The organism is Paenibacillus sp. FSL E2-8871 (assembly GCF_038000345.1).
Classification (GTDB): domain Bacteria; phylum Bacillota; class Bacilli; order Paenibacillales; family Paenibacillaceae; genus Paenibacillus_AQ.
Genome location: NZ_JBBOBV010000001.1, coordinates 545,009 through 560,273, shown reverse-complemented (window position 1 = coordinate 560,273; position 15,265 = coordinate 545,009). Strand labels below are relative to the sequence as shown.

General features: G+C 43.8%; 12 protein-coding genes and 1 riboswitch. Of the genes, 2 read left to right on the top strand and 10 right to left on the bottom strand.

Features of this window, described 5'->3' with window-relative positions:
- Nucleotides 1-44 precede the first annotated feature (44 nt).
- The 6 genes from NYE25_RS02575 to NYE25_RS02550 all read right to left on the bottom strand — a co-directional run bounded on the left by NYE25_RS02575 (nucleotide 45) and on the right by NYE25_RS02550 (nucleotide 9,635).
- Nucleotides 45-398 (bottom strand): hypothetical protein, encoded by a 354-nt coding sequence (locus NYE25_RS02575; RefSeq protein ID WP_341145019.1) that lies wholly within the window; start codon nucleotides 396-398, stop codon nucleotides 45-47.
- 53 nt (nucleotides 399-451) lie between these two features.
- A complete protein-coding gene (locus NYE25_RS02570) occupies nucleotides 452-1,660 on the bottom strand; it encodes a hypothetical protein (RefSeq protein WP_341145018.1) in 1,209 nt (402 codons plus the stop codon).
- Nucleotides 1,661-1,717: 57 nt separating this feature from the next.
- A complete protein-coding gene (locus NYE25_RS02565; protein WP_341145017.1) occupies nucleotides 1,718-4,150 on the bottom strand; it encodes a collagen-like protein in 2,433 nt (810 codons plus the stop codon).
- A 261-nt stretch (nucleotides 4,151-4,411) separates the two neighbouring features.
- Nucleotides 4,412-7,309: a beta strand repeat-containing protein gene (locus NYE25_RS02560; RefSeq protein WP_341145016.1), complete on the bottom strand. Its 2,898-nt coding sequence runs from the start codon at nucleotides 7,307-7,309 to the stop codon at nucleotides 4,412-4,414.
- Nucleotides 7,310-8,477: 1,168 nt separating this feature from the next.
- On the bottom strand, nucleotides 8,478-8,627 hold the full coding sequence (locus NYE25_RS02555) for a hypothetical protein (RefSeq protein ID WP_341127944.1): 150 nt from the start codon (nucleotides 8,625-8,627) through the stop codon (nucleotides 8,478-8,480).
- 801 nt (nucleotides 8,628-9,428) lie between these two features.
- Nucleotides 9,429-9,635 carry a hypothetical protein gene (locus NYE25_RS02550; protein WP_042127025.1) on the bottom strand — a complete coding sequence of 69 codons (207 nt, stop codon included), beginning with the start codon at nucleotides 9,633-9,635 and terminating at the stop codon, nucleotides 9,429-9,431.
- Nucleotides 9,636-9,780: 145 nt separating this feature from the next.
- Between NYE25_RS02550 and NYE25_RS02545 the strand changes: the two genes are divergently transcribed.
- Nucleotides 9,781-10,461, top strand: a complete 681-nt coding sequence (locus NYE25_RS02545; RefSeq protein ID WP_042187527.1) for a TIGR00266 family protein — start codon at nucleotides 9,781-9,783, stop codon at nucleotides 10,459-10,461.
- Nucleotides 10,462-10,826: 365 nt separating this feature from the next.
- Here NYE25_RS02545 and NYE25_RS02540 read toward each other — a convergent pair whose 3' ends face one another.
- Nucleotides 10,827-11,300 carry a Fur family transcriptional regulator gene (locus NYE25_RS02540; protein ID WP_042187525.1) on the bottom strand — a complete coding sequence of 158 codons (474 nt, stop codon included), beginning with the start codon at nucleotides 11,298-11,300 and terminating at the stop codon, nucleotides 10,827-10,829.
- Between the two features lie 321 nt (nucleotides 11,301-11,621).
- Here NYE25_RS02540 and NYE25_RS02535 point away from each other — a divergent pair, with 321 nt between their 5' ends.
- Nucleotides 11,622-12,284: an S-layer homology domain-containing protein gene (locus NYE25_RS02535; protein ID WP_042187523.1), complete on the top strand. Its 663-nt coding sequence runs from the start codon at nucleotides 11,622-11,624 to the stop codon at nucleotides 12,282-12,284.
- A 93-nt stretch (nucleotides 12,285-12,377) separates the two neighbouring features.
- Here NYE25_RS02535 and NYE25_RS02530 read toward each other — a convergent pair whose 3' ends face one another.
- From NYE25_RS02530 to NYE25_RS02520, 3 genes are read right to left on the bottom strand one after another with little or no spacing between them, the layout of a single operon-like run.
- The gene (locus NYE25_RS02530; protein WP_042187521.1) at nucleotides 12,378-13,130 is read right to left on the bottom strand and encodes an amino acid ABC transporter ATP-binding protein; all 753 of its coding nucleotides are present in this window, start codon (nucleotides 13,128-13,130) and stop codon (nucleotides 12,378-12,380) included.
- Nucleotides 13,131-13,144: 14 nt separating this feature from the next.
- The gene (locus NYE25_RS02525; RefSeq protein WP_076299420.1) at nucleotides 13,145-13,813 is read right to left on the bottom strand and encodes an amino acid ABC transporter permease; all 669 of its coding nucleotides are present in this window, start codon (nucleotides 13,811-13,813) and stop codon (nucleotides 13,145-13,147) included.
- A 51-nt stretch (nucleotides 13,814-13,864) separates the two neighbouring features.
- Nucleotides 13,865-14,701 carry an amino acid ABC transporter substrate-binding protein gene (locus tag NYE25_RS02520; protein ID WP_076282859.1) on the bottom strand — a complete coding sequence of 279 codons (837 nt, stop codon included), beginning with the start codon at nucleotides 14,699-14,701 and terminating at the stop codon, nucleotides 13,865-13,867.
- A 223-nt stretch (nucleotides 14,702-14,924) separates the two neighbouring features.
- Nucleotides 14,925-15,028, top strand: a riboswitch (TPP riboswitch).
- Nucleotides 15,029-15,265 lie beyond the last annotated feature (237 nt).

Genomic DNA, 15,265 nt, shown 5'->3' with positions numbered 1-15,265 from the left:
AGCAGCCATTCGGAAATATACAACTATTAAGATTGTCTTGCTTCTTATGCTTCGCCAAGTTGTTCAGAAGCTACTAAGCGATGCGCTGATACAAGCTGCCCATCTGCATCCTTACCCCAAACCGAAATTTGAACTTGTTGTTCTGCTAAACCGCTCGTTGTAAAGACAAATTCGAAAGCATCAAAGTCAGCATAATAATTTTTTGTTAGAACTTGATTTGGATCTACAGAAATTAACTCAAGTACATATAACGTTCTGGTCCCGATTAAGTAATATCCCTGAATCAAGATACTCGAGGTATCGACTAAGTCACGATTATCAATTTTGATAGTCAACTGTTGCGTCAGCCTTACATTACTGACCGGATTATTTTCTATTGGTCCGGTGGATAAAATCATTCTCTTTTTCCCCCATTCTATTATTTGTAGAATATGATTACAACCCGTGGGTTTTACCAACTCTCAGCTACTCTAAATACCACATCAACTGTATTCGAACCTCCCCCGCCAATATTTGCCACAGCTAATGTTACGGTTTGATTCTCAGGAAGCGTGAAGTCCAACAGTTCTGAAGAAGCTAGTATCCTGGTATCGCCTTTTCCGCCTCCTGTAACACCTTGAAACACCACTTCTCCCCCGGTAATCGTTGTGGACGTATTATTTACTAACAGAGCCGTCTCACTATCGGGAATGATCGTTGTAGCTGTGGGATAATTAACAAATGATCCATTTAGCGTTCCTCCCACAAGTACTTGATAGCTAAGATCTACGGATGAAATAATATTAATTTCTTCTAGATCCACCTGCACAGAATTGGTTCTAGCTGATCCCGATGGGAAAACTGCTTTTCTTGTAAATGATAGGACTGGTGTTAGTGTTGATGTGACGTTTGTAATTCTCCTCCTTTCCGAAGTGACTCTAAAGGTAGGATCATATTTTCCGATAATGCTATATTGTCTTCCTCCGACAAAAAGGCTGTAGGCTGCGGCGGTTCCGTTATTATTGATTTGTGCTCTTAATGGGAGATTGGGATCAATAAAACTCGTTTGACCTGTTGGGGAGAAACGATTTACGGTAATCACCTCTTGCGCTAAAGTGGACGGATTAGGGATGACCACTCTAAATTCGATCACTCCATACCCATACCAGGTAAAGACGATTTGAAATATATTGCCTTTAGATAGATTAAGCGTCGCTCCACTTGGACCAGTTCCATCTAATCGGTCTACATTCCATGAACTTTGAGGAATTGTTGTATCCGTTCCTCCTCTGCGTATGACCACGAATACATTTGTACTATTGACTCCAAAAAATGCTCCATTCTGATCGTCGAACAACCCCCATCGTCCAACCTGATTACCTGTTGGTAGCAATGGTATACGAACACCCATTCCAGCTTCCCCTGCAAAGCCCGGCTCGTACCTGCCTCTCAGTACACTTTCTAAAATGGCTGAATCTATTCCGATAGCGGTATTGCTTAAATTATATTCCGTAGCATTATTGGTAACCGTCCCACTCCCGGCAGTCGTAACAGCATCCCTTAGAGAGGATAGACCGTATACAGAAGTTAACTCCACGATTGGAGTTTTTTGTGATACCGTTAGCTCATCGAATTGTGAACTTACATTTGGGCCAATATTCGAGATGATAATATCTGACATCACACTTCCTCCTTTGCAGAAAGGGGGCGAAAATGAATCCCCCATGACTGTTGCTTTTTACCATTCCTCAGTAAGACTGAAGGTTGCCGTAACGGAATTCGTACCGCCGCTTAAATTCGCAACAGCTAAAGTAACAAATTCAGTATCTGGCAATTGAAAATCCAATAATGAAGCGGAAGCTAATATTCTTGCACTTCCCTCAACTCCGGCTGCTAAGCCTTGCAATAGTACTTGACCACCAGAAATTGTTGTTAGCGTGCTGTTAATTAGTAGAGCTGTCTCCGAAGTTGGGATATTAGTCGTCGCAGTTGGAAAGTTTGCAAAGGCTCCATTAATCGTTCCGCCTAATACGATCTGATAGTAAATATCATCTGAAGTGACAAGGTCAATCCCTTCTAGTTTGATACTTACTGAATTAGCCCTACCCGAACCTGGCGGGAAGGTTGCCTTTCTTTGGAAAGACAAAATCGGTGTAAGTGTTCCTGTTGCAGTTATGGTTCTTCTTTCGGAAGTAACTCTGAAAACGGGACTATATTTGCCCAATATGCTATATTGTCTTCCTCCAACAAATAAATTGAGTCCAGATGCCGTGCCATTATTAAAGATTTCTGCACGAAGAGGAAGATTAGGATCGGCCAGACTCGTTTGCCCATTCGGAGAGAATCGATGAACGATAATTACTTCTTGTGCTAAAGTCGTTGGATCAGGGATGACGACTCTAAATTCGACTACACCATACCCATACCAAGTAAACACGATTTGAAATATATTCCCTTTAGATAAAGTAAGTGTCGCACCACTTGGTCCTGTTCCATCCAATTTATCCACGTTCCAAGCTGCTTGAGGAATAACAGTGTCAACGCTTGCTCTTCTGATCGCTACAAATATTCCATTCGCTACGCTCTGGCCAAAGAATAAGCCGTTCTGATCGTCAAAAACGCCCCATCTCACCACTTGGGCTCCTGTCGGAGCAACCGGCAAACGGATACCTATTCCCGCTTCTGCGGCAAAACCTGATTCATACCTTCCTCTCTCCGAGCTTTGAAGGATAGCAATATCAGCTCCGGATGCGGTTGTAGTTAATTGAAACTCCGTATTATTACTTCCTACTGTAGCTCCTCCCAATGTGGAAACAATGTCTCTTAGGTTGGATAAGCCATATACCGAAGTCAACTCAATGAGCGGCGTTTTTTCATTTGTTCTTAATTCGCTAAATTGGGAGCTAACATTTGGTCCTATTCCAACGATGGTAGCAGTAGGATCAATCGTACCAGTGGCTCCTGTAACTCCAGTTGATCCAGTAACACCCGTTGCACCTGTTACTCCAGTGTCTCCAGTGGCTCCTGTAACTCCTGCAACCCCTGTATCTCCTGTAGCTCCAGAGGCTCCAGTAGTTCCGGTAACTCCTGTAGCCCCTGTAACTCCTGTAACTCCTGTAACTCCTGTAACCCCTGTAACCCCTGTATCTCCAGTAACTCCTGTGACCCCTGAAGCTCCAGTAACTCCTGTAACCCCTGTAACCCCTGTAACCCCTGTAACTCCTGTAACTCCTGTAACTCCCGTAACTCCTGTGGCTCCTGTAACTCCTGTAGCTCCTGTAGCTCCAGTGTCTCCTGTAACTCCTGTATCTCCTGTAACTCCTGTATCTCCTGTGGCTCCTGTAACTCCTGTATCTCCTGTGGCTCCTGTAACTCCTGTATCTCCTGTAGCTCCAGTGTCTCCTGTAACTCCTGTATCTCCTGTAGCTCCAGTGTCTCCTGTAACTCCTGTATCTCCTGTAACTCCTGTAGCTCCTGTGGCTCCTGTAACTCCTGTAGCTCCTGTAACTCCAGTGTCTCCTGTAACTCCTGTATCTCCTGTAACTCCTGTAACTCCTGTAACTCCTGTAACTCCTGTATCTCCTGTAGAGCCTGTAGAGCCTGTAACTCCTGTATCTCCTGTAACTCCTGTAACTCCTGTATCTCCTGTAACTCCTGTAACTCCTGTAACTCCTGTAACTCCTGTAACTCCTGTAGAGCCTGTAACTCCTGTATCTCCTGTAACTCCAGTCGAGCCTGTAACTCCAGTGGCTCCTGTAGCTCCAGTAACACCGGCCTCACCGGTAACTCCAGTGGCACCGGTTGCTCCAATGACACCATTTGTACCTAACAATTCTGAAGATATGATACGGTGGGGAGTTACAAGTTGCCCCGCATCATTTTTTCCCCAAACCGAGATCTCCATTTGATTTTCTGCTACACCGCTCGTTGTAAATACAAATTCAAAAGCATTAAAGTCTGCATAATAATTCTTCGTTATTATTTCATTTGGATTTACATTAATGAGTTCGCTTACGTATAACGTTCGGGTCCCGTCTAGGTAATATCCTTGAATCAAGATATTCGCACTATTCACTAAGTCACGATTATCAATTTTAATAGTCAGTTGATGCGTTGGCCTAACACCACTGACCTGATTATTTTCTATTGGTCCGGTTGATAAAATAGCCATAAATTTTGATTCTCCTTTTTATTTCCGTATTATTAAAGGCGGAAAATCACAATTCCATTCATTATTTAGTATTTAATAGTCGATCTGTATTTGCTCCTCCCCACTAATAAATAGGATTATTAAAATCAAAATAGCTACAACTTAAAAACAAAAAATATCGATTTCATTTAGATTGCTAACTGATCCTCTGAATGACTTCTTTAACACTCCGTAAGTAAATCCTTACGAAGCAATGAATTTACACTTTCATTCCCCATTCGTTTACTGAACCTGAATAATCGAAACAGAACCATCCGTAAATGTGGTTGTTGCCGATCCATTATAAAGAAAATCGATTGTGATCGCAGTTGAGGTGGCATCAGCTAAGAACGTACCCGATACACTAACATTTGCATCTAGAGTTCCAGTAACTGATCTACCTGAAAATCGACTCTGAAATACGGTATTAAATCTTGGTGTCACCGTTACGTTTCCAACTACAGAACTAGTTGCTCTGAACGTATACGAAACCAAATAAATGTGTCCTGATGCTAGAACAAAGGTTGTACTCGATGGATGCAAAATGTTAGTGCCATTAATGAATGAAGTTGTATAAGAAATTGCTGTCCCATTTACTACTGATACTACGCTGACATTAAATAATCCATTTTGTATTGTGGCATTTGAACCGGTTGCTCCGGTAACGCCAGTTGCACCCGTTATTCCAGTAACTCCAGTAACTCCTGTTGCTCCGGTTGCTCCGGTTACGCCAGTTGCCCCTGTAGCTCCAGTTACGCCAGTTGCTCCTGTAGCTCCAGTTACGCCAGTTGCCCCTGTTGCTCCGGTTACGCCAGTTGCTCCGGTTGCTCCGGTTACGCCAGTTGTACCCGTTACTCCAGTAACTCCAGTTGCTCCTGTTGCTCCGGTTGCTCCTGTTTCTCCTGTTGCTCCGGTTACGCCAGTTGCTCCTGTTGCTCCAGTTACGCCAGTTGCTCCTGCAGCTCCGGTTACACCAGTTGCCCCTGTTGCTCCAGTTACGCCAGTTGCTCCTGCAGCTCCGGTTACGCCAGTAACTCCAGTTGCTCCTGTTGCTCCGGTTACGCCTGTTGCTCCTGTTGCTCCGGTTACGCCAGTTGCACCGGTAACGCCAGTTGCACCCGTTAATCCAGTAACTCCAGTTGCTCCGGTTACGCCAGTTGCTCCTGTTGCTCCGGTTACGCCAGTTGCTCCTGTAGCTCCAGTTACTCCAGTTGCTCCTGTAGCTCCAGTTACTCCAGTTGCTCCTGTAGCTCCAGTTACTCCAGTTGCTCCTATAGCTCCGGTAACGCCTGTTGCTCCGGTTACGCCAGTTGCTCCTGTTGCTCCGGTTACGCCAGTTGCCCCTGTTGCTCCGGTAACGCCAGTCGCCCCGGTTACACCAGTTGCTCCTGTTTCTCCTGTTGCTCCAGTAAAGCCAGTTGCCCCTGTTGCTCCAGTAAAGCCAGTTGCTCCGGTTACGCCAGTTGCACCTGTAGCTCCGGTTACGCCAGTTGCCCCGGTTACGCCAGTTGCACCCGTTACTCCAGTAACTCCAGTTGCTCCTGTTCCTCCAGTAACGCCAATTGCCCCTATTACACCAGTTGCACCTGTTGCTCCAGTTACGCCAGTTGCTCCGGTAACGCCAGTTGCTCCTGTTTCTCCGGTTACGCCAGTTGCCCCTGTTACGCCAGTTGCCCCGGTTACGCCAGTTGCACCCGTTACTCCAGTAACTCCAGTTGCTCCTGTTTCTCCAGTAACGCCAATTGCTCCTGTTACGCCAGTTGCCCCGGTTACGCCAGTTGCCCCTGTTGCTCCGGTTACACCAGTTGCGCCTGTAGCTCCGGTAACGCCAGTTGCTCCTGTTTCTCCTGTTGCGCCTGTATCTCCAGTTGCTCCTGTTGCTCCAGTTGCCCCTGTAACTCCAGTTGCTCCGGTTGCTCCAGTTACACCAGTTGCTCCTGTTTCTCCGGTTACGCCAGTTACGCCAGTTGCCCCTGTTACGCCAGTTGCTCCTGTTGCGCCTGTAACACCAGTTGCTCCTGTTTCTCCGGTAACGCCAGTTGCTCCAGTAGCTCCGGTAACGCCAGTTGCTCCTGTTTCTCCGGTTACGCCAGTTGCCCCGGTAACGCCAGTTGCACCCGTTACTCCAGTAACTCCAGTTGCTCCGGTAACGCCAATTGCTCCTGTTACGCCAGTTGCCCCTGTTGCTCCAGTTACGCCAGTTGCTCCTGCAGCTCCGGTTACGCCAGTTGCACCTGTAGCTCCAGTTACTCCGGTTACACCAGTTGCTCCTGCTTCTCCGGTAACGCCAGTTGCACCTGTAGCTCCAATTGCTCCGATTACACCAGTTGCGCCTGTAGCTCCGGTAACGCCAGTTGCTCCTGTTGCTCCGGTAACGCCAGTTGCTCCTGTTGTTCCGGTAACGCCAGTTGTACCCGTTAATCCAGTAACGCCAGTTGCTCCAGTTATGCCAGTTGTGCCTGTTTCTCCGGTAACGCCAGTTGCTCCTATTTCTCCTGTTGCGCCTGTAACTCCAGTTACGCCAGTTGTACCTGTTTCTCCTGTAACGCCAGTTGCACCTGTAGCTCCAGTTGCTCCGGTTACACCTGTTACCCCGATAATGCCAGGAGCTCCGGTAACGCCAGTTGCCCCTATATCTCCAGCTGCGCCAGTTACTCCGGTTTCGCCCGTTGCGCCAGTAGCTCCAGTTGCACCTATAGCTCCAGTTGCACCTATAGCTCCAGTTGAACCTGTTTCTCCTGTTTCTCCGGTTTCACCCGTTGCCCCGGTTGTTCCTATGATTCTTTCATTTGCTCCTAACAATTCTGAAGATACGATACGGTGAGGTGTTACGAGTTGTCCCACAGAATTCTTTCCCCAAACTGAAATATCTATTTGCTGTTCTGCTAAACCGCTCGTTGTAAAGACAAATTCAAATACATCCAGGTTCGCAAAATACTCCTTCGATATTGCTTGATTTGGATTCACATTAATTAATTCAAGTACATATAACGTTCTAGTCCCATTTAGGTAATAACCTTGAATCAAAATAATCGCATTTGTGACCATATTTCTATTATCAATATTAATGGTCAACTGTTGTGTTGGCCTTACACCACTGACCGGACTATTCTCAATCGGTCCAGTTGATAAAATAGCCATTTCTTTCACCCCCCTTTTTTACCATTTTTAAGAATAAGAGAGAAAATCCACACTCTTATTACTAATGCCTTTTTAACTCCTATAGACCGACAATTTTAAACTGCTTGGTCTTTCCTTTTCTCTATTCCGCACCTTTTTTTCCCTTATGTAACGTGTTCAAATTTTTTCAAGATGTGAACACCTTTATATTGAAAAAGGATTAGAAAGCAATAATCCGACAGCAACCGGGTTGAAAACCGGTTACTTATCTTTAATGTAGCAAGCAGATATTTAGAGGCGATTGTAATCATATCGACGGCTGCTCAGTATGCTTCCTTTCTTACTTCTCCACTCCACGTACCGACTCTTTGTATATGGAAGATTCCAGCGTTTCCACAACCTTTGCAACATCAAGCCCTACTTCGGCAGCCAGAACATTCAAGCGATCTTAGTCGCCAATATTCTCTCCGTCCGTGAATTACTCCTTGCAGCCATCTTCTTATCCTTGCGTTGTTCAACGGCGTAATGGACAACTCGGTGCGTATCGAATGTGTTAGTTAAAATAACTTTGTCAAAACGAAACATTCAATTGCCGTAATCGTGGTTCCGGATAATAGTAGACCAGTCATCTTCTGTATAGAGAAGACGATGAATTGAAATAGTTAAAATCATTCCACAACCTTCAGTCATGATGGAGCGATGATTAATTCAGGAAGGCGCAAAGAGTCGTTGTACCGGTGGACTCCCTCTAATTGGAAGCAGGAGGCAATATGCGAATAAATCTAGAGGAATTTTATTATGCAACAATTTATTCATGAAATCTTTAATACTCTGGGAATCATTTTATCTGTAATCTGTTGGAAGGCTATCAATTCCTTACTCGACTCCGTATTTTCCTTTCTAGCCAGCTGGTTAGATTATTTAACCGCTTCTAAATCAGCTCAAGAAAAAGTGTACCTGTTCCCCATTAGTGAGCGGTCAAGGAGAATACAGCTGAGGCAACAAACCAGAGTTTGCCGCAGAAACCATCGTTCTTTTTTTAAAAGAATAACTTGAAGTCAAAAAACCTTGAAGATTTCTCCGAGGGTTAAATTGCTCACACATTAATAAAGGTTTGTATTTTCGCTTTAGTACGTGACGAGTCCGTGGTGCTGCTTTGGCTTAGCGTCGCTTATGAGCACTAAGCACATTAGAGACGGGAAATTACCGCTTCAGAAGTATCTTGAAACCAGATGAACCCTTCCTTCTCGATAGTTGCAACTTTCACCCAGCACATCAAAGTAATAAAGATAAAGATACTCAGTGTGATCAACTCAGAGCTCTTTATTCTCTTAAACATTAATTTATATACTCCATTATTCTTCTGAAACTGACATAGACCTTAGCGTAATTTTTATTTGAAAATAGAGTGTTAGACTGTCATTGCCTCATTAAGCTAACGAGCAGTTTAGTTCAATGATATATTGTATTTATAACCTCTATCGTTTTAAACAGGAGCATAATTAATGGACTACATATGGTTTAATTTTGAAATATTTGATTATACTTTGCTCTGAGAACCTCAGGATATTTGTATGGATTACTCGAAAATGCCTCGCACCTGCTTCCAATTTTTCCATTTCGCTTTGGATTTGATCGAGACGGTTGTTTACTTCTGTAATTGGCAGACCCGGGTATAGTTGTTGATTTTCAATGGCATACTGAAGGTCATTTCTTTGCCTTTTTTAACCGTTCATAATACTTTCCAAGTCTCTTAAGACAATAAGAATCACCCGATTGTACGATGGTTTGGTTTGGCTTGGCGGGTGAAGAATCTGAGTATATGGCAATAACAATACGGAGAAGGGAACCCCTTTCTTTGACGTACTTTAAGGCTGCTTTATCATTCATTTTTGCACTCGTAAGATCCAGATTGGTAATAACAGTTCATCTGCATAATTCTATTCACATTTTGTACAAGTCCCTGATCATGATAACTCTGGAACGACCTACTATCGTAAAGAATATCTGAATTAGACATATATCCAATCGGCAATGGGACCATGTTCTTGTCCATTTTCGTCATAAAACAGAAAAACCGCGCTGGGCGCGGGTTCTAATGGGACTATGTTCTTGTCCTCCTACAGAGTGACATTTATTTTCAAATCGCCAAATGAAAAGGAGCATCATCTTGGAAGATCCGCTCCTTGTGTTTGTTCTTATTCAATTGCTGTTGTTTGCTCGGCGTTAACCGTACATGCTGTGAAATAGCGCCATAATCTCCATTGGATCTTCGACTTTGAGCTGCGCACCAGGTTCCTGAGCGCTCTGCCTTTAACAAGGCTTTTTGAGTCTTGGTTCGTGCCATATGGCACCACTCTCCTATTCATTGATGAACTATCAGACAACTACAGTTTAACATAATACAGACTATGAGCGCAGCCAGAATTCCGTTACAATGAGATCACTGCTAGTTTTCTAACTTATCTAAATAGATTCGGAGGTTTTTAGTGATGAAATACGATGTTTTGTACGAGGGTGCTTTTGCAATGTTAAAGGTATATTTGGACCCCGGCGAAAGTGTTAAAGCTGAGATGGGCGCAATGGTTGCCATGTCTCCTAACGTAGAGTTAAAAGGAACGGCTGATGGAGGCGTAATGCGGGGTCTGGGAAGAATGCTGAGCGGTGAAAAGTTCTTCTTCCAGGAACTCAGAGCTATCCGTGGTCAAAGTGAGGTCCTACTGTCTCCTGGATCATTAGGTGATATCCAAGCTATCGAATTAGATGGTTCCTATAAGCTGTTAGTTCAAAAGGACGGATTCTTAGCCGGTACGGAAGGCATTCAAGTAAATACAAAAATGCAAAATTTAACACGCGGACTTTTCTCTGGTGAAGGCTTCTTCATTGTAGAAATCAGCGGCAGAGGAACAGTATTCCTGTCCTCCTTCGGAGCGATCCACGCCATTAATTTAGCACCTGGTGAAGAGATGATTATCGACAATGGACATCTCGTCGCTTGGCCAGATTATATGGACTATAAGGTAGAAAAAGCTGCCTCGGGTTGGTTGAACAGTTTAACCAGTGGTGAAGCGCTTGTCTGCCGATTCCGCGGAGAAGGTGTAATCCTCGTTCAGAGCCGTAACCCTGGGAGCTTCGGAACGTGGATTAAATCCTTCGTACCCACTCGAAGCTAAGAAAAATGATATAGTCTTTCCCATAAGTAGGATTTCCTTTAACTGTTTAAAACGTAACGTAGCGCTTCTCAGGATTTCAAGAAGCGCTGCTTTGCGTGCAAATTAAGGAATATCTCCCTATAATTCAAAGATTTCTGCGCATTTGACTACTAATTAGGGAAATCCTCCCTATAATTCAACTGATTTGTTGTGAAATATAGATTTTTCGCCGAGTTATAGGGAGGATTTCCCCATTTCCATTCATATCGGCCAATTATCAGTTATTTAGAGGGAGTATTTCCCTAATTACTCTCCGAAAAAGAGGCCTCCCCATGAGTAGCATTTACTACTTCTGAGGCAGCCTCTTCTTTTAATTAGAAAGCGGCTTAAGAAACCGCTTTGTTTGCTTTTTCTTTTTTGCAGCCTGTTCGTTTACATGTGTCATAAGTACCCTTGAAATCTAGGCGGTGATCCGTGACGTTAAAGCCATATTCACGTTCCACTCTTTTCTCCAGCTCCACTAGCCAGTCATCCTTAATTTCTTCCAACCTGCCGCACACGCTGCATATCAAATGATGATGCATGTGAGAATGATCATTCCCGCGCAGATCGTAACGAGCGACTCCATCTCCGAAGTTCATCTTTTCTACAATGTGAAGCTCGCATAAGAGCTCAAGTGTACGGTATACCGTTGCCAGCCCTAAATGCGGATAACTGTTCTTAACAAGCATATATACTTCTTCTACGCTGAGATGATCTTTCTCATTGTCGAGCAATATGTTCACTATGGCCTCACGCTGGGGCGTTAATTTATATTTTTGCGCCGCAAAAAGCTGACTGATATTTGAAATTTGATCCATTTGATCTCCTACCTTCCCGGAATGATTTAACATCCGTATCCACTGAGACGCACCCATTTATTCATCAAAATATTAAACGTAAATAGTAATCGTTACGATATAATCATATCAAAAATAATCACGAATGAATAGAGCCTGACATCATTATAACATTTTAGCTCTCTTATCCAAAGTTCTTTCACCCAATCCTGCCTATTTTTCTACCAAAATCTACTTTTTCGTGAAATAATATAGGTTGGACCGCAACCTTTCCATATTTTTCTGCGTTTAAGAAGTTGATAGCGGCCACGAGGCCTATCCATACAACGAGGTGAAATAACCATGAATATGAAAAAAAGAACGTTAGCCGCGATTACAACCGTTACGATTCTCTCCTTCTCTTTGGGTGGCCAAATATTTGCAGCCGGAAATACCTTTAAGGATATTGATAATATAAACGGCAAAGAAAAAATTATTTCTTTAAAAAATCAAGGCTTGATCAAAGGGGTTAGTGAATCCCAATTCTTGCCCAGCTCCAAAGTAACAACAGCACAAGGGATCCAGTTCATTTCGGGTGGACTCCAGCTTAGTCTCGCGGCTATTGATTTTAACAAAGCTCCTGTTGCTAGCGGCTTGTTCACGAAAGTCAAAGATAAGGCCTGGTACGCTGAAGCCTTTATCAATGCGTATTACAATCATGTCGAGCTTCCTAAGGACATTGATCCAACCAAAACAATGACCAAAGAAGAGTTCACCAATTATCTAGTGCAAGGGGTCGAAGGCATTGGGAATCTGCCGATGATCAATATAGTGCCCGTAGATATCGCTGACGATGCTGCGCTGAATCCTTCTTATCAAGGCAGCATTCAACGTTCTCTTAAATACAAGATTAATAGTTTAGACGCCAATGGGAAGTTTAATCCAAAAAGTGAAATCACTCGCGCCGAAGCTGCGATTATGCTCTATAATGCTTTGGAATTCCTGAAGACCGGTATTAAATCCTAACCTTGAAGCGACGCACCACCAACATTGAATGGTAAACAAGAAAAAGCAGCCCAGGTATAGTCCTGAACTGCTTTTTTGCGTCTTGATCTTCTTCTATACTTCTTCTCCACTAATTCTGTTCAGAAATTGCAGAGCACGAGGATGCTGCGGATGCTCAAGAACTTCTTGCGGAGTCCCTTGCTCTAGAATATGGCCTCCATCCATCAGAATGATCCGGTCAGCCACATCAGCAGCAAATTTCATCTCATGGGTCACTATCACCATGGTCATTCCCTCTGCCGCTAACTGTTTAATAACCTTAAGCACTTCCCCCACCAACTCAGGATCAAGCGCAGAGGTAGGCTCATCGAACAATAGCACCTCTGGATCTACTGCCATGGCACGAGCGATAGCTACCCGTTGCTGCTGGCCACCAGACAGTTGGTGCGGATAAGCATCCGCTTTGTCCGCCAAGCCAACTTTAGTTAACAACTGAAGGGCACGTTCGCGTGCTTCGTCCTTGGATCGTTTCTGGACCGTCACCTGCCCCTCCATCACGTTGCCTAGTGCAGTCATATGCGGAAAAAGATTATAGGACTGAAAGACCATCCCTGTTTTTTGGCGTAATGCCAAAATGGACTTCTGGGGGATTTTCTTGTTATCCGTGAAATTAATTTTAATATCACTGAGCGATAAGCTTCCTTGATCAGGGACTTCAAGCAGATTAAAGCAGCGTAAAAGCGTTGTTTTGCCTGAACCCGATGGGCCAATAATGACCAGTACCTTGCCATGTTCCATTTCGAGATCAATGCCCTTTAATACCTGCAGCTCACCGAAGGATTTATGCAAATTAAGTATTTCAATCATAATTGTCTCCCCCTTTAGCTCGCAGAGTAACGACTCAGTCGTTTCTCCAAGTAATTTTGCAGTGCTGATAACACTGAGCAGAATAGTAAATAGAACAATCCTGCCTCGCAATAGATCAGCAGTGGCTCATAGGAGGTGGAAGCAACCTGCTGTGCTGTTCTGAACATCTCCGTATAGGTAATGGTCGCTGCCAGTGAAGTGTCTTTGACCAAGCTAATAAAGGAGTTCGATAACGGCGGTACAGAAACACGGGCAGCTTGTGGCAGTATAACGCGGCGCAGTGCCTGGGCACGAGTCATCCCAACGGAGAAGGCCGCTTCCCACTGACCTTTATGTATAGACAGGATAGCAGCACGTATAATTTCTGATGAATAAGCCCCTACACTAAGCGTAAATCCAATGGTTGCGGCTATGAAAGGGTCGAGCACAATTCCAACTGCCGGCAAACCATAGAAAATAATAAACAGTTGTACCAACAAAGGGGTTCCACGAATGACCCATACATAAAAGCGAGCGATCAGCTTCGGAAGTACCCACGGGGAGAGACGCGCTAGTGCTGTCAATATCGCTAAGATCAGTCCAAGTGCAAATGATATCAATGCCAAAGGAATGGTAAAAGCCACCCCAGCTTTTAGCAGGGGTAGCAGTGAATCTAAGAAAATTTGTATTTTGCGGTCATCCATTTTTAGACATCCTTTTTTGGTTCCAAGCTGGTTAGCTTCTGAAACCTTGTATTATTTTGAAACGTCAGCACCAAAGTATTTCTCAGAAATCTTTAAGTATGTGCCATCGCTCTTCATTTCAACAATTGCATCACTAACTGCTTTTACCAACTCATCGTTGCCTTTTAAGAAAACAGCTGCGCTTTGCGAACCGTCAGGAATCTCATCTACCACTTTAATTTTCACATCAGGCTTTTGCTTTTTCAGGTCTAGATAAGACAAACCATCATTTACAGTCGCATCAATACGGCCTGAGGTCAATAGGTCCATCGCTTGATTGAACCCGTCTGTAGCAACGATTTCAGCACCGTTCTCACGGGCGATATCGGACAGGTTACTGGTTAGAGATTGTCCGGCTTTTTTACCCTTAAGATCTGCAAATGTTTTGATATCCTCATTGTTTTCACTTACTATCAATACCGCTTTAGATACGATATACGGTTCAGAGAAATCATATTTCACTTTACGATCTTCATTAATGGATACTTCGTTAAAAATAACATCAAACCGCTTGGCATCCATCCCAGCAAAAATACCGTCCCACTGTGTCTCAAAAAATTCTGGTTCAACACCGAGACGCTTCGCTACTTCCTCAGCAATTTCTACGTCAAAGCCGGTCAGTTTCCCCGAAGCGTCATGATAAGTAAAGGGTGCATACGTCCCTTCTGTTCCTATACGCAATTTGCCGCTAGCTTTAACAGCTTCCAGACTGTTTTGCGCAGTGGCTGTATTTCCACCATTCGTTCCAGCTGAAGAATTTTTAGAAGTATCGGTATTCGAATTATTGCCGCAGGCCGCTACAAACACCACGGTTAACGCCAATAGAATAGTTAAACTTAGTTTTTTCATTATTAATTCCCCTCTCTTTACCCGGAATTCATCCGGTAAATTGTATACTACACTGGCTGCTGTTTACCGTCAATGGTTTTTTCCGATTATATACATCGGAATTGTAATATTAGGTAAATCTCTACCCTTATATTACCCATTCTTAGAATAATCCTTCACAAGATCCTCTCTTTACATCTCAGAAAGATATGGTATATTTATAAACAAATTAAATATGGACCTGTTATTTCACTAGGGGAGTCGGCCGACTGAGACGGAGCTTCAAGCTCCGGACCCTTGGAACCTGATCTGGATCATACCAGCGGAGGGAAGTGGAGCAGAATTTTCATCCCATGCATTTTTAGTGTTCCTATGCTGAATGAACTTTTTGACCCATTTATTTCCCACCGGAAATGAATGGGTCTTTATTTGTTTACAATCAATCACAAAACTTAAGCGTAGGCTTCCGAAGCAAGTTTTGTAAGATGCTTTCCAAGAAGCCAACGCTCACAAAACTTTTTAGGAGGTTCGATCATCACGACAATCCTATCCATTCAAGGCTTAACCTACTCCTTTCCGGAATCA